The organism is Microlunatus sp. GCM10028923 (assembly GCF_042666975.1).
Classification (GTDB): Bacteria; Actinomycetota; Actinomycetes; order Propionibacteriales; family Propionibacteriaceae; genus Microlunatus.
The window spans coordinates 285,582-299,736 of the sequence record NZ_JBHTFF010000006.1 but is presented as its reverse complement, the minus strand read 5'-3'; the positions used below and the strand labels follow the sequence as shown (position 1 = coordinate 299,736).

General features: G+C 71.0%; 14 protein-coding genes. 7 read left to right on the top strand and 7 right to left on the bottom strand.

What is annotated here, in order from left to right:
• The first annotated feature begins 1 nt into the window (after window position 1).
• The 4 genes from ACFQU4_RS16895 (at window position 2) to ACFQU4_RS16880 (ending at window position 4,965) form a co-directional block, all read left to right on the top strand.
• A complete protein-coding gene (locus ACFQU4_RS16895) occupies window positions 2–784 on the top strand; it encodes a glycerophosphodiester phosphodiesterase family protein (protein ID WP_377493899.1) in 783 nt (260 codons plus the stop codon).
• 13 nt (window positions 785–797) lie between these two features.
• Window positions 798–2,108, top strand: a complete 1,311-nt coding sequence (locus tag ACFQU4_RS16890) for an MFS transporter (RefSeq protein WP_377493897.1) — start codon at window positions 798–800, stop codon at window positions 2,106–2,108.
• 92 nt (window positions 2,109–2,200) lie between these two features.
• Window positions 2,201–2,575 carry an RNA polymerase-binding protein RbpA gene (locus ACFQU4_RS16885; RefSeq protein WP_179758106.1) on the top strand — a complete coding sequence of 125 codons (375 nt, stop codon included), beginning with the start codon at window positions 2,201–2,203 and terminating at the stop codon, window positions 2,573–2,575.
• Between the two features lie 185 nt (window positions 2,576–2,760).
• A complete protein-coding gene (locus ACFQU4_RS16880) occupies window positions 2,761–4,965 on the top strand; it encodes an MMPL family transporter (protein WP_377493894.1) in 2,205 nt (734 codons plus the stop codon).
• 3 nt (window positions 4,966–4,968) lie between these two features.
• On the opposite strand, the gene ACFQU4_RS16875 is transcribed toward ACFQU4_RS16880, so the two are convergent.
• A complete protein-coding gene (locus ACFQU4_RS16875; protein ID WP_377493892.1) occupies window positions 4,969–5,742 on the bottom strand; it encodes a phytanoyl-CoA dioxygenase family protein in 774 nt (257 codons plus the stop codon).
• Between the two features lie 137 nt (window positions 5,743–5,879).
• Between ACFQU4_RS16875 and ACFQU4_RS16870 the strand changes: the two genes are divergently transcribed.
• Together ACFQU4_RS16870 and ACFQU4_RS16865 are read left to right on the top strand one after the other, a co-directional pair.
• Window positions 5,880–7,691, top strand: a complete 1,812-nt coding sequence (locus ACFQU4_RS16870; RefSeq protein WP_377493890.1) for a hypothetical protein — start codon at window positions 5,880–5,882, stop codon at window positions 7,689–7,691.
• A gap of 1 nt (window position 7,692) precedes the next feature.
• The gene (locus tag ACFQU4_RS16865; protein WP_377493888.1) at window positions 7,693–8,583 is read left to right on the top strand and encodes a helix-turn-helix domain-containing protein; all 891 of its coding nucleotides are present in this window, start codon (window positions 7,693–7,695) and stop codon (window positions 8,581–8,583) included.
• A gap of 3 nt (window positions 8,584–8,586) precedes the next feature.
• Here ACFQU4_RS16865 and ACFQU4_RS16860 read toward each other — a convergent pair whose 3' ends face one another.
• A complete protein-coding gene (locus tag ACFQU4_RS16860) occupies window positions 8,587–8,970 on the bottom strand; it encodes a hypothetical protein (RefSeq protein ID WP_377493886.1) in 384 nt (127 codons plus the stop codon).
• 101 nt (window positions 8,971–9,071) lie between these two features.
• Between ACFQU4_RS16860 and ACFQU4_RS16855 the strand changes: the two genes are divergently transcribed.
• Window positions 9,072–9,974, top strand: a complete 903-nt coding sequence (locus tag ACFQU4_RS16855; RefSeq protein ID WP_377493884.1) for a GNAT family N-acetyltransferase — start codon at window positions 9,072–9,074, stop codon at window positions 9,972–9,974.
• A gap of 8 nt (window positions 9,975–9,982) precedes the next feature.
• On the opposite strand, the gene ACFQU4_RS16850 is transcribed toward ACFQU4_RS16855, so the two are convergent.
• Genes ACFQU4_RS16850 through ACFQU4_RS16830 form a run of 5 tightly spaced genes read right to left on the bottom strand, consistent with a single transcriptional unit; the run spans window position 9,983 to window position 14,151 of the window.
• Window positions 9,983–10,750: an aminoglycoside phosphotransferase family protein gene (locus tag ACFQU4_RS16850; protein WP_377493882.1), complete on the bottom strand. Its 768-nt coding sequence runs from the start codon at window positions 10,748–10,750 to the stop codon at window positions 9,983–9,985.
• Window positions 10,751–10,753: 3 nt separating this feature from the next.
• The gene (locus tag ACFQU4_RS16845) at window positions 10,754–11,284 is read right to left on the bottom strand and encodes an FxsA family protein (RefSeq protein ID WP_377493880.1); all 531 of its coding nucleotides are present in this window, start codon (window positions 11,282–11,284) and stop codon (window positions 10,754–10,756) included.
• 2 nt (window positions 11,285–11,286) lie between these two features.
• Window positions 11,287–12,072, bottom strand: coding sequence for a polyprenol monophosphomannose synthase (locus ACFQU4_RS16840; RefSeq protein WP_377493878.1), 786 nt, complete (start codon window positions 12,070–12,072; stop codon window positions 11,287–11,289).
• A 19-nt stretch (window positions 12,073–12,091) separates the two neighbouring features.
• On the bottom strand, window positions 12,092–13,717 hold the full coding sequence (lnt, locus tag ACFQU4_RS16835) for an apolipoprotein N-acyltransferase (RefSeq protein ID WP_377493876.1): 1,626 nt from the start codon (window positions 13,715–13,717) through the stop codon (window positions 12,092–12,094).
• The gene (locus tag ACFQU4_RS16830; protein WP_179758095.1) at window positions 13,714–14,151 is read right to left on the bottom strand and encodes an Lrp/AsnC family transcriptional regulator; all 438 of its coding nucleotides are present in this window, start codon (window positions 14,149–14,151) and stop codon (window positions 13,714–13,716) included. Before ACFQU4_RS16830 ends, lnt begins: the two co-directional genes overlap by 4 nt.
• Window positions 14,152–14,155: the final 4 nt, after the last annotated feature.

Here is a 14,155-nt window from a genome sequence, read left to right as displayed (position 1 = left end):
CGTGCGCGCAGCCGACTTCGCGTACTTCGACGCGCCGTTCCTCGCCTTCGCCCATCGCGGCGGTGCGACCTACCCGCCGAACCTGGGCCGGGAGAACACGCTGCACGCGTTCGCCGAGGCGGCCAAGCTCGGCTACCGCTACTTCGAGACCGACGTGCACGCCACCGCGGACGGCGTCCTGGTCGCGTTCCACGACGACCGGCTGGACCGGGTCACCGACCGGACCGGGCTGGTCGCCGACCTGCCGTACGCCGAACTGAAGCAGGCCCGGATCGGCGGCGTCGACCCGATCCCCCTGTTCGACGAGCTGCTCGAGGCCCATCCCGAGGTCAGGTTCAACGTCGACGCGAAGTCCGACGCCGCCGTCCCGCTGCTGGCCGAGGCGATCCGGCGGCACGGCGCGATCGACCGGGTCTGCGTCTCCTCGTTCGGCGTCCGCCGGCTGCACCGGATCCGGCGGCTGCTCGGCCCCGAGGTGCCGACCGCCGCGAGCCAGGCCGGGATCGCCTGGAACCGGTACGCGCCGCGGCTCACCGCCATGATCAACTCCGCCGGCGCCGCCCTGCAGCTGCCGGTCCGGCACACCGTCGCCGGACGGACCGTGACCGTGCTGACCGAGTCGTTGATCAAGGCCGTGCACCGGGCCGGCAAGCAGGTGCACGTCTGGACCATCGACGACGCCGACGAGATGGAACGGCTGATCGATCTCGGTGTCGACGGCCTTTTCACCGACCGGATCGATATCTTGTCCGATGTGCTGAACCGACGCGGGCTCTGGACCTGAGCCGCCGCCACCCATGAACTCCACCACCGCGACGCCCCGATCCGCCAAGCCCCGCCAGGTCCTGGCCTGGGCGCTCTGGGACTGGGGCTCGAGCGCGTACAACACGATCGTCGTCACCTTCGTCATCGCGCCCTACCTGACCGAGGACGTTGCGGCCGGGGCCCCGGCCGGTTCGCTGTCCGGCGCGACCTGGCTGAGCATCGCGCTCGCCACCGCCGGCCTGCTGATCGCCCTGCTGGCGCCGGTGATCGGGCAGCGGGCCGACGCCGGCGGCCGGCGCAAGCTCAACCTCGCGCTCTGGAGCGCGCTGACCATCCTGTCCTCGGCCGGGCTGTTCTTCGTCGCCGACGAGTACTCCTACCTGTGGCTCGGTCTGGTCCTGATGGCCGCCGGCAGCGTGTTCTCCGAGTTCGCCGCCGTCTCGTACAACGCGATGCTGCGGCAGATCTCCACCCCGGCGACGATCGGCCGGGTGTCCGGCATCGGCTGGGCCGCCGGGTACGTCGGCGGCATCGGCGTCCTGCTCGGCGCCTACCTGCTGTTCATCCAGCCCGACGTCGGGCTGTTCGGCGTGACGGCCGACGGCGGCATGAAGTACCGGGTGCTGGCGGTCGTCGCCGCGATCTGGTTCGCGGTCTGGTCGATCCCGGTGCTCGTCGCGGTGCCGGAGATCCCGCCCACCGACCGCGCCGCCCGGGTCGGCTTCTTCGCCTCGTACCGGGTGCTGATCCGGCAACTCCGCGAGCTCTACGCTCAGTCGCGGCACACCGTCTGGTTCCTGTTGGCCAGCGCGATCTTCCGGGACGGGCTGGCAGCCGTGTTCGCGTTCGGTGCCGTGCTCGCCCGCAGCGTGTACGGACTCTCCGCCGGCGACGTGATCATCTTCGGGGTCGCGGCCAACGTGGTCGCGGCCGCGGGCGCCTTCGCGGCCGGGATCATCGAGGACCGGGTCGGCCCGAAGCTGATCATCCTGGTCTCCCTCGGCGGCCTGATCGTCGCGGCGACCGTCCTGCTGTTCTCGCACGGTTCGACCCTGTTCTGGATCTTCGGCCTGATCCTGTGCCTCTGGGTCGGCCCCGCCCAGTCCAGTTCCCGGACCTTCCTGGCCCGGCTCGCCCCGCCGGGTCACGAGGGGCAGCTGTTCGGCCTGTACGCGACCACCGGCCGGGCCGTGTCCTTCCTCGCGCCGAGCCTGTTCGGGCTGTTCGCCGGAATCTTCGCCAGTGACCGGATGGGCATCATCGGGATAGCCTTGGTCTTGCTCGTGGGCGCCGTCGCCCTGCTCCCGGTCCGCAGTCCGGTCCGGGAATCCGCACCTTTGTGACGGTTTGTTCACCCGTTCGGAACATTTCCGGCTACTCGGGAGTTGTGTTCTCCAGGGGACCATCCAAGTCAGGATCGAGTCGGGAGGACACGATGGCAGATCGCTCGTTACGGGGTTCCGGCCTCGGAGCCAAGAGCTTCGAAGATGAGACCGGGGTTGAGTTCGCTCCTCGCCAGGAGATCGGGTACGACTGCCCGAACCAGCACCATTTCGCGCTGACCTTTGCCGAAGAGGCCGAGATTCCCGCGCTGTGGGAGTGCCCGCGGTGCGGTGCGGAGTCGTTGCGCTCCGACGGTGAGCGTCCGGAGGCGAAGGACGAGAAGCCGGCCCGGACGCACTGGGACATGCTGCGCGAGCGCCGGTCGATCGCCGAGCTGGAGGATCTGCTCAAGGAGCGGTTGGACCTGTTGCGGTCCGGCGCCCTCGGGCCGAACTACCTCTCCTCGCACTCGGCGAAGTCGGCCTAACTCGGGTTCCACGCCAGCTTGGCCGTCTCCCGGCACCCGCATCGCACTGGTCGGCGATGCGTCAGTGTCGGGAGGCGGTCATTTTTGTGCGCCCGGACGCTCCGCGCCGGTGGGGTATTCCCCACCACATTGAGGCCGGGCTGCCGGAGTGCCTTCGCTAAGGATCCTGCTTAGCGTCGATACACATGACCGCCGCGATCACGCGTACGCCACCCCCACCGGATCACGACACCGACGCCGAGCCGAAGGGCCGACCGTTCCCGGTGCGCGTCGCGGCCTGGAGCGCCGCCAACCCCTGGAAGGCCGTCCTCGCCTGGACCCTCTTCGTCGCCCTGTGCGTCGGGGCCGGTGCCCTGGCCGGGACGAAGCAGGTGGTGTTCTCCGACTACTGGATCGGCGAGGCCGGTGCGGCCGAGACCATCGCCCTGAAGAACGGCCTGGAGGCTCCCGCGGTCGAGCGGATCCTGATCACCCGGCCCGGCGGAGCCCTCGACCCTGCGGCGGTCGGAGCCGCGGCGGACGACCTCACCGCGAAGCTGAACGCGCTCGACGAGGTCGGCGACGTCGCAGCACCGGTCACCGCCGACAGCGGGAACGCGGTCATGGTCGCCGTGACGATGTCCATGCCGGCCCACGAGGCCGGGGACCACCTCGACCCGCTCCTCGAAACCACCGCGGCGGTGCAGGCGGCCCATCCCGGCCTCGACATCGCGCAGACCGGCTCCAAATCGCTCTCGTCCGAGCTCGATGATCAGCTCGGCTCCCAGCTCGCGCAGGTCGAGCGGTTCACGCTGCCGATCACGCTGATCATCCTGTTCGTCGTCTTCGGGTCGCTGCTGCTGGCGGGCGTGCCGCTGGCGCTGGCGATCACGTCGATCATCGCCGCGATGGGCGTGTACGCACTGAGCTCCCACTTCTTCCCCGACGCCGGCGGCGCGGTCACCAGCGTGCTGGCCATGATCGGCCTGGCCGTGGGCGTCGACTACTCGCTGTTCTACCTCAAGCGGGTCAGGGAGGAACGGGCCCGCAACGGCGGGACGGACCCGCTCGCGGCCTCGGTGGAGGCGGCCGCCGCCACCGCCGGGCGCACCATCCTGACCTCAGGGATCGCGGTGATCGTGTCGTTGGCGGGCCTGTACCTGGTCGACGACGTGATCTTCTCCTCGATCGCCACGGCCTGCATCATCGTCGTCGCCCTGGCCATGGTCAGCTCGCTGACCGTACTCCCCGCCCTGCTGGTCAAGATCGGCCGGCGCATCGACGGCGGCCTGCTCGCCCGCCGTCGGACGAAGGCGGCCGGGGGCGGCGCCTGGTCGACGGTGCTGCGGCCGGCCCTCCGTCATCCCGTCGCGACGGCCGCGATCGGCTTCGTCGTCATCGCCGGTCTCGCCGTCCCGGGCCTGGCCATGACGACGAGCGTGGAAGGCCGGGAGTCGTTCCCGAAGTCGCTGCAGACGATCAGCACGTACGACGCGCTCGTCGCCGAGTTCCCCGACGCGGGGCTCGCCCATTCGGTGATCGCGGAGGTCGGACCCGCGGACGGCCCCGCCCTCACGGAGGCCGTGGCGAGGTTGGCCGAGCGGACCCGCGGGAATGCACTGTTCGTCGAGACCGCGGAGCCGCGGATCAGCACGTCGCCCGACGGCACGGCGGTCCGGCTCGACCTGCCGATCCCCTATGCCACCAGCGATCCCCGCGCCGAGGAGTCGTTGGAACTCCTGCGCGGTCAGCTCGTCCCCGACACCATCGGCCGGATCGACAGCGCCGCGTACGCCGTCTCCGGCGAGCCCGCCTACTCCGCGGACTACTCGGCCCACCAGGCCGAACGGCTGTTCCTCGTCGTCGGGTTCGTGCTGCTCGCGACGCTCGTGATCATGCTCATCACGTTCCGGTCGCTGGTGTTCGCCCTCATCAGTATGGGGCTCAACCTGCTGGCGAGCCTGGCCGCCTGGGGTGCGCTGGTGCTGGTGTTCCAGCACACCTGGGCGGAAGGCCTGCTCAACTTCGACTCCCCCGGATTCATCGGCTCCCGTACGCCGCTGCTGGTCTTTGCGATCCTCTTCGGGCTCTCGCTCGACTACCACCTGTTCGTGATGAGCCGCGTCCGGGAGGCATCGCGGCGCGGCCTCGAGCCGACCGCGGCGATCCGCCAGGGCATCCTGTCCTCGGCGAGCGTGGTGACGAGTGCGGCGTTGATCATGATGTCGGTGTTCGTGGCGTTCGTCTTCATCGACCGGATCGAGATGAAGCAACTCGGTTTCGCGCTGGCGCTGGGCGTGCTGCTGGACGCCCTGGTCGTACGGGTCATGCTGCTGCCGGCGCTGATGTCGCTCGTCGCGCGTGCGGGACGGTGGCCCGCGAGCTGGCGCCCGCGGGCCGGGACAGCGTGAGGGTCAGGCGTCGCGGAACGGGAAGTGGCGGGCCGGGTCGAACGTCGGCCGCGGCTGGTAGGTGTTGACGCCCGGTTCGCCGCGGAGCAGGAAGGCGCTCGGGTACGGCTGCTCGTCCGCGGTGATCTTGGTCGAGGTCGGGATGTAGCGGATGGTCAGCCCGCAGCGCCGGTTCGGTGACGTGTTGGCGTTGCTGCCGTGCACGATCTTCGGGTGGTGCACCTCGACGTCGCCCGGCGCGAGCACCATGTCCACCGCCTGGCTCTCGTCCACATCGACCGCGATCTCGGCGCCGAGCACGTTCTCGACGTCCTTCCGTTCCCGCAGCGCCGCCGTGTCCAGCGTGTGGCTGCCCGGGATCAGCCGGACACAGCCGTTCTCCGGCGTCGAATGGTCGACCGCCAGCCACAGCGTGACCACCTCCATCGGCTCCAGCGGCCAGAACGCGCTGTCCTGGTGCCAGAGCACCTGCTGCCCGGTGAACGGCGGCTTGCTGATGTAGTGCGACGCGAACAGCGCGACATCGTCGCCGACGAACTGCGACGCGATGTCAACCAACCGGTCGTCGGAGATCAGCCGGACCCAGAACGGGTCGTCGCGCAGGTAGATGTGGCCGAGATTCTCCGGCCGGACGTCCGGGTGCTGCTGCTCCAGCCAGGCCACGTGATCACTCGCCTCCGCGATCAGGTCGGCGTCGATCACGTTGCGGAAGATCACGTACCCGTCGCGGTCGAAGTCCTCGAGCGAGCTGGAACGGGTGTCGGGGATGCTGGTCATCGTTGCTGTCTCCTCGGCGGCGAGTTGATGTTTCCCCTCAGGATGCGTCGCCTTTGCCGCGTACGACAGCTACCCTGATCGCCAATACTTGCAATCTCTTGATCACGCCGCCGACGAAAGTTGATCACGTGTCACCGATGACGACGCCCGGCCCGGCCCTCGATGCGGATCGCCTGCTGCTCCGGCGGGCCAGGTCGGCCGGGGACGCCGCCTACGACCCGGACCAGAAGTTGATCACCGGGCTCGGCTCGGTGACCTCGGTGCACACCGCGCTGGCCGGCCGGACCGTGCACCCGTACCGGGAGAGCGCGACCTTCGCGCTGACGCTGCTGGAGACCGGCGATGCGGTACGGGCGGCCGCGGTCATCGATGCCGTGCTGGCCGGCCAGGACCGGGATCCGCAGTCCGAGACGTACGGGGTCTGGCCGTACTACCTGGAGGAGCCGCTGCCGGCGATGCGGCGGCCGGACCCCAACTGGGCCGACTTCCTCGGTCAGGAACTGGCGTTGATCATGCTCCGGCACCGGGCCGCGCTGTCGTCCGGCCAGTCGGAACGCGTGGGTGCCACGCTCCGGGCCGCGGTCGAGGCGATCATCCGCCGCAACGTCGCGATGAGCTACACGAACATCGCCGCCAAGGGCACCTTTGTCGCGCTGGCCGCCGGCCAGCTGCTGGCCGATCCGGAGTTGGCCGACTACGGGCGAGGACGGCTGGAGCGGCTCGCGGCGATCATCGAGGACTCGGGGAGCTTCGCCGAGTACAACAGCCCGACCTACTGGTTGGTGACCCGGACTGCACTGTCGGCGATCGGCCAGTTGATCACCGACAGCGCCGTCGCCGAGCGCGCGACCGGGCTGGTCCACCTCCTCTGGCGCCACCTCGCTGCCCGCTGGCACCGGCCGACCGGCCAGCTGACCGGGCCGATGTCGCGGACGTACACCGAGGAACTGGCCGAGAGCCCGGTGCTGCTGGCCACGATCGCGAAGGCGGTCGCGGGCCGGCCGCCCTTCGACCGGCTCCCGACGGACACGGCGACGACCGAGGTCGGCGACGTCGCGACCGCAATCCTGCAGTCGGACGCACCGGCCGAGGTGATCGAACGGTTCGCCGGGCCGGCGGCACCGGACCTGCACCGGGAGCGGTTCGAACGCGGCCGGCCGGACCGGATCGGCACCAGCTGGCTGGGCCGGTCCGCCACCCTCGGCTCGGTCAACTTCGCCGATGCGTGGTTCCAGCGGCGCAACCTGCTCGGCTTCTGGACCGGCGACCCGGACGGTCCGCCCTGGCAGCGGCCGACGTCCTTCCTCCGGCTCCGGGTGATCAAGGACGACGCGGACTTCGTCTCCGGGGTGTTCAGCGCGACGCAGGACGGCCAGCACGTGCTGTGGCACGTCGGACTGGCCAGCCCCGGCGGCGACCGACACGTGTACCGGGACGACCTGCCGGCCGGGCTCCCCTTCCCGGCCACCTCGATCCGGGTCCGCCTCGAGGTTCGGCTCGGGCCCGTCGCCGAGATCCGGATCGACGGCTCCCCCGCCGCCCCCGGTGATCGGTTCACGCTCGGTCAGCGGGTCACCGTCACCGACGACGGGACCATGATCGACTTCCGGCCGGGCGCCGGCCGCTGGGGCGAGGACGTACCCGGCGGGGAGATCGTCAGCCTGGCCGACGACCGGATCGGCCTCGACGTGATCATGGTCGACGCAGGGCGACCGCACCCGGTCGTGCTGACCGAGGTCGGCACCGCCTTCCTGGGCGGCACCGTGTCGCTGATCGAGGACGGCGCCGAGCCGTCCGCCCTCGCGTCGGCGGAGCCGAGGCTCGACGGGGACCTGGTGCACTGGCACTGGCCCGCGGCGCAACTCGCCCTCACCGCCCGGTCGGCGGTCGGTGCCCGGGCCGACCATGCCGCCGCGCACGACACCGGCCACGATCGCCTGCCTTCCTGAGGTGGTGATCTCGAGAAGCCGGCCCGGCCTGGAACGCTTCGAGGCCCATGCCCTCGGGCGTCCGTACCATGCGGCTCTGGTCGACCTGCGCGGCCGCTCCGACCCGCACGGCCACCAGGACTACTGCGAGGTGATGGTGGTGCTGGACGGTGACGGCAGCCAGGACCTCGGCCCCGGCGTCGCCGACCGGGTGCAGTCGCTGCGTGCCGGCGACGTGATCTTCTTGCGGACGTTCGATCCGCAGACCGGGCGGGACCAGCACGCGATCTCGGGCCCGGTCCGCTTCTACAACATCGCCTTCCCGGCCGGCCGGTGGCGGTCCTTCGCCGAGCTCGCCGGAGTCGGGCCGGACTGGTACACCGCCGAACGCCCGCCGCACCGGCGCCTGCCGGAGTCCGGCCTCGCTGCCGCCGAGTCCGTCTGTGCAGCCGCCCTGGAACGGTTCCGGGCCGGGCCGCGACCCTTGGACCTGATCCGCTTCTGGACCGACCTCATCCCGCTGCTCGGCCTCGATCCTGCGCCCGGCACCGGACCGCCGTCCGGCACGCCCGACTGGCTCGCCGACGCCTGCGCCGCGATGCGGCGGGAGACGAACCTCCGCGGCGGGGTGCCCCGGCTGCTCGAACTCGCCCGGGTGAGTCCGGCGCACCTGGCCCGGTCGATGCGCCGCTACTACGACACCACCGCCACCGCCTACGTGAGCGACCTGCGCCTCGAGCAGGCGGCGACCCTGCTCACCACCACCATGCGCCCGGTCGCCGAGATCGCCGACGCCTGCGGCTTCGCCAGCCCCGCCTACTTCACCCGCCGGTTCCAGGCCGCACACGGAATGGCGCCGCGCGACTTCCGCAGGGCGGCCCAGCACGCCTTCGTCCCGAGACGGGGCGGGTAGGCCTCAGGCGAGGACCGGGCGCAGGACGGCATGAGTCGCCGGGCAGACCCAGACCGCGGTGCCCTCGACCGTCACCGGGTCCGCCGGGTGCCGGTGCCCGGGACATTTTGGCGCGGCCGCGCCCCATTGCAGCCCGGACTCCACCACGTAGTCCTGGAGCTCGGAAGCGATCCACGCGATGGTCTCCGGCCACGGGTCGGACAACGGAAAGTGCACCGAGGCCTGCTCCCAGCGGCCGCCGTCCGGGGCGCGTCCCTGGATGTCGATCCGACCAAGATCATCTCCGGGCCCGGCGTCCACCACGCGCCAGCGCCGCCGCGGATCCAGTTGATCAAGGATCTGCTGCGCCGCCGTCTCGAGTTCCGCCCATCGCGCTTCCTCGCCCACTCGGCGATCCTCCTCACGCTCCTGTGATGTGAACTCTCGCCGGTTACACCCGGCCGATTTTCACCGAAGACCTGCGGTGCGCCGCAATCTATCCTTCCGGAATGGGTGCGACCACGGTTCTCACGACGGCGCGGCTGGAGCTGGTGCCGCTCGACCCCGACCGCGACGCGGAGAGTCTGCACGCGATGCTCGGGGATCCCGCGATGGATCCGTACGGCTGGGCGGAGCCGACCGGCGACGTCGCGGAGACCCGGGAGCGGCTCCGAGCCGACCTGGCCGGGAACGGCGGCTGGACCTGGGCGGTACGGCTCCGGCCGGATGACGCGGCGCTCGGCGCGATCGGCATCTTCTCGGACCAGGGCCGGTCGATCCGCGGCCTGAGCTGGCACCTGCGCCGATCGCACTGGGGCCGGGGCATCATGGGCGAGGCGGCGCCGGTGGTGGTCGAACACCTACTGGCGCAGCCCGGGATCACCGGGGTCGAGGCCTGGATCGACACCCGGAACCTGCGCTCGATCGGCGTCGCCCGTCGGGCCGGACTGCAGGAGGCCAGCCGGATGGCGCGGGTCTATCCCGACCACGTCGCCCAGCAGGTCGTCATGGTGCGGGCCGCAGAACCGCGGGACAGCGACGTGGTCGCCGTGTTCCCCGACCTGCCGGTACGAGACGTGGAAGCCGGCGCCGAGCAGCTGGCGCACGTGCTCGGCCTGCACGTGGCGTTCCGCTACCCGGATCCGCCCACGATGGCGCGGCTGACCGTGACGCCGTGGGCCGGCAGCCAGGGCCTCAACCTCGTCCGGGCCGAGGGCACGATCCCGCCGGTGAGCCTGACGATCGACCTGGGCATCGCGCCGGATCTCGTGTACGAACGGGCGCTCGCCGCCGGGCTCGGCGTGGACGGCCCACCGGTGGATCAACCGTGGTACCGCCGAACCTTCGCGATGGTGCTGCCGGACGGCCAGCAGCTCCGGGTGCAGGGACCGCTGCGGCCCGAGCGCGGCTGAGTTCCTGGTCAGGCCCGACGGAGCAGCTCGCGCAGCCAGGCCGACTCCGCGTCGATCTCGGCCAGGAAGCCGCGCTCCAGGAACGAGTCGTACGGATGGATCCCGGTACGACCCCACCGGAGGGTGCGGTCCCGGTCGCAGGCCTGCACGGCGAAGATCAACTCGGCCAGCTCCGGGACGGTCATCCCGGCATGCTCGGCGACGATCGCCATCCGCCGCAGGTGGTCCGGCGGCTCCGGGAAACCGCAGGCCTGCCAGCCCTTCGGCTCCGGGCGGAGCGGCACCGCGAACCAGGCCAGTTGGGCGAAGTCCCAGGAGGGTGGTGCGGGTTCCAGGAAGTCCCAGTCGATCAGGCCGACCAGCCGGTCGCCCTGCCAGAGCGTGTTCCACGGCGCCAGGTCGCCGTGCCGCAACACCCGCGGCCCGGCTCCGGGTACACCGCCGGATCGCCACACCGCGTCGGGAGCCGGCTCGAAACCGGCCAGCGCGCGGCCCAGGTCGGCGGTCAGTTCGGCCAGCTGGCGCAGGCCGTCGTCGGAACGCAGGATCGCGGGCCACGGCCGGCTGGCCGGTTCGCCGGGCAGGAAGCTGAGTACCTCCCGACCTTGATCATCGAAGCCGAGCGCACGCGGCGCCCGGTCGAAGCCGACGGCGTGCAGATGATCAAGGACCGCGTGCACGGTCGGGCTCCACGGCCCGGCACTGCGGCGTACGGTGTCGCCGACCCGGACGACCGTGTTGACCATGCCGCCGGTCAGCGGCTGCTCCTCGGCCAACGCTCAGCGGGGCGGTTCGAGAGTGCCCCGGACGGTGCGCGGCTCGGGCTGCGGTTCGGTCCCCGTGCCGTCGACCACCGTACCGTCGACGACGGTGCCGTCGACCACGGTGCCCGAGTCGGTGTTGATCACGGTCGGGACGCCGGCCCGGTCCAGCCGGCGGGCGATCGCGGCGCCGAGCAGGCGACGGGCCAGCGGCCGGGTGAACGGGAGCAGGAAGAACAGGCCGATCACGTCGGTGGCGAACCCGGGCAGCATGACGAAGGTGCCGCCGACCAGCACCAGGGCGGCGTCGGCGAGCTCCCCCGACGGCATCCGGCCCTGCTGGAACGCCTCGTTCAGCGACCGCCAGGCCCGGTTCCCCTCGCGCCGCATCAACCAGCCGCCCAGGACGGCCTCGGCGACCAAGATCAACAAGGTCGGGACCAGGCCGATCAGCTGACCGACCTGGATCAGCAGCCAGACCTCGAGGATCGGCACCGCCACCAGCAGGACCAGCAGCAGCGGCATCAGCCAGGGGTGTCGGCGGCGCATGATCAACTTCCCTGGTCGACGGAACGGGGCCGGCGGCGGGCGGCGCCCGACAGCTGCCCGGCCCGGTACGCGATCCCCCACAGGGTGACCCGGATCAGCGCCTCGATGACGATCGCCTGGCTCATCTTGGAGTCGCCGTGCTCCCGGTCGACGAAGGTGATCGGGACCTCGACGACCCGCAGCCCGGCCTTGACCGTCCGCCAGGCCAGGTCGATCTGGAAGCAGTAGCCGGCCGACGCGACGTCGTCCAGGCCGATCTTGCGCAGCGTGTCGGCGCGCCAGGCGTTGTAGCCGCCGGTGACGTCCTTGATCGGCAGGCCGAGGCAGATCCGGGACCACAGGCTGCCGACCCGGGAGATCAGCTGCCGCAGCGGCGACCAGTTCACCGTCCTGCCGCCGACCACCCAGCGCGAGCCCTTGACCATGTCCGCGGTACGCAGCGCCTGCAGCATCGCCGGCAGCCGCTCGGCCGGGTGCGAGCCGTCGGCGTCATGCTGGACCAGCACCCCATAGCCGCGGTCCAGGCCCCAACCGAACCCGGCCAGGTACGCGGCGCCGAGGCCCTCCTTGCCGCGTCGATGCAGGACGTGGATGTGATCGTCCGAGGAGGCCAGATGATCGGCGACGTCTCCCGTACCGTCCGGCGAGTTGTCGTCGGCGATCAGGATGTCGGCCTCCGGTACGGCCTCGCGGAGCCGACCGGTGGTCTTCTCGATGTTCGCCGCCTCGTTGTAGGTCGGGACGATCACCAAGATCCGGCCCAGTTCAGTGGCTGGCCGTTCGGTCACACCGGGTCCTCTCGTAGCCTCAGGTATGCGCGGGTTCCCGCGCCGGAGACTGCCCAGTCTTCCGCAGACGTCCAAAGCGGGCCACTCCGACACCGCCGACGACCGCAGCGAGCAGCCCGATCAGGGCCATCGCGCGGTCCAGCCAGGGCGCGATCAGCACGGCCGGCGTGATCGCGGACCGGACCGGCATCTCGACCACGAACGAGGCCGCGGTGAACTCCTGGGTCCGGTGCACCACGTTGCCCTCGCGGTCGATGAAGCCGGACACGCTGTTGGTGGTGGCGACGGCGAACTCGCGCCGCGTCTCCATCGCCCGGGCCCGGGTGATCGCGAACTGCTGCTCGATCTGGCCGGTGCCGCCGTAGGTGGCGTTGTTGCTCTGCACCATCGACACCTGCGCGCCGTTGGTGATCGTGTCGTAGATCGTCTGGTCGTACGCCAGCTCGAAGCAGACCGCGTCGCCGACGGTGATCTCCCGGTCGCCGATCGGCACGGTCATGACGCCCGGCCGGGTGCCGGGGATGGCCTGCGGCCCGACCTCCTTGAGGATCGGCACCAGCGGCAGCAGCTGGGCCCGGAACGGGATCCACTCGCCGAACGGGACCAGGTTGCGCTTGTCGTACCGGCCGAGGATGCCCTGCTGCGGATCCCACCAGAGCCCGGTGGTCTGCCGCTCATCCGGGCCCGGGCCCTGCATCACCGCACCGACCAGGATCGGCTTGCCGGCCACCTTCGCGGCCGAGTCGACGACCAGCCGGGTGTTGATGTCCAGCATCGGGTCGATGTCGGTGGAGTTCTCCGGCCACAGGATGAAGTCGGGCTCCGGCACCTTGCCGAGCCGCCAGCGGGCGGTGAGTTCGACGGTCTGGTTGAGGTGGTTGCTGGTGACCGTACGGGCCTCGCCCATCGCGTCCATGCCGCGGCCCGGCACGTTGCCCTGCACCACGCCGACCGTGACCGGCTTGCCGGTCCCCTCGGCCGGCTCGAACTGCAACCCGCGGAACGTCGCGCCGGTGGCGCCGACGATGAAGAAGCCGATCAGGACACCGACGGCGGGTCGTCGCAGTCCGAGCAGGAACGGCCGCCACTCCGCCCGCGGCCGGTTCCCCCGCAGTACGCGCAGCACCAGCCAGCCGAACACCGTCGCGGCCAGGGCGACCAGCAGGCTCAGGCCCGGTACGCCGATCAGCGGCAGGAATCCGGCCAGCGGTGTGTCGACGGCCGTGTAGGCCAGCCGGACCCAGCCGAAGCCGCCGAACGGGACCCGGGAGTACGCGAACTCGAGCGCGGCCCAGGCGAACGCCGACCACAGCGGCCACAGCCGCAGCTTCGAGATCAGCACCAGTGCGACGCCGAGCAGGCCGAAGAAGAGCGCCTCGAACAAGATCAACAACGCGGCGATCCAGGTGCCGAGCACCTCGATCCAGCCGATGGACACCGTCAGCAGGGCCAACCCGAAGGCGTACCCGAGACCGAAGCCGCGCCGGGCCCGCTGCCCGTGCACGGCGATCAGCAGCAGCGGGATGCCGATCAGGACGGTCCCCCAGATCGCGTACGGCTGCCAGGCCAGACCGAGCACCAGCCCGCCGACCACGGCACAGACCAGCCGCCACCAGAGCCGGGGATCGGACAGCAGGGCGGTCACAGCTGCGGGCGATCCTCGTACGGCGTGGACAGCACGGTCGTCGTATGGGTGGAGACCTTCGCCGAGGCCCGGATCTTGGCCAGGACGGCCTCCAGGTCGGCCATCGTCGGCACCTGCACCTTGAGCAGATAGCTCGGGTCGCCGGCCACCGAGTAGCAGGAGATGATCTCCGGCAGATGCTGCAGCCGGTCCGGCGCGTCGTCCGGCTGGCTCGGGTCGAACGGCTTGATCGCCACGAACGCCGTGACCAGCAGGCCCAGCTCGTTGGAGTCGAGCGTCGCCCGATAGCCCTTGATCACCCCACGCTGCTCCAGCCGGCGCACCCGCTGCTGGGCGGCCGAGGTGGAGAGACCGGTCTCTTTGCCGATGTCGGTGTAGGACATGCGACCGTCTCTCGCCAGCAGCTCGAGAATGCGGCGGTCAAGCTTCTCCATCCCC

Bases quoted from the DNA above. Each gene is read 5' to 3' on its own strand.
- ACFQU4_RS16870 (WP_377493890.1), top strand. From the start codon at position 5,880: ATGACGACGCCCGGCCCGGCCCTCGATGCGGATCGCCTGCTGCTCCGG.
- ACFQU4_RS16875 (WP_377493892.1), bottom strand. From the start codon at position 5,742: ATGACCAGCATCCCCGACACCCGTTCCAGCTCGCTCGAGGACTTCGAC.
- ACFQU4_RS16855 (WP_377493884.1), top strand. From the start codon at position 9,072: ATGGGTGCGACCACGGTTCTCACGACGGCGCGGCTGGAGCTGGTGCCG.
- ACFQU4_RS16890 (WP_377493897.1), top strand. From the start codon at position 798: ATGAACTCCACCACCGCGACGCCCCGATCCGCCAAGCCCCGCCAGGTC.
- ACFQU4_RS16880 (WP_377493894.1), top strand. From the start codon at position 2,761: ATGACCGCCGCGATCACGCGTACGCCACCCCCACCGGATCACGACACC.
- ACFQU4_RS16845 (WP_377493880.1), bottom strand. From the start codon at position 11,284: ATGCGCCGCCGACACCCCTGGCTGATGCCGCTGCTGCTGGTCCTGCTG.
- ACFQU4_RS16830 (WP_179758095.1), bottom strand. From the start codon at position 14,151: ATGGAGAAGCTTGACCGCCGCATTCTCGAGCTGCTGGCGAGAGACGGT.
- ACFQU4_RS16885 (WP_179758106.1), top strand. From the start codon at position 2,201: ATGGCAGATCGCTCGTTACGGGGTTCCGGCCTCGGAGCCAAGAGCTTC.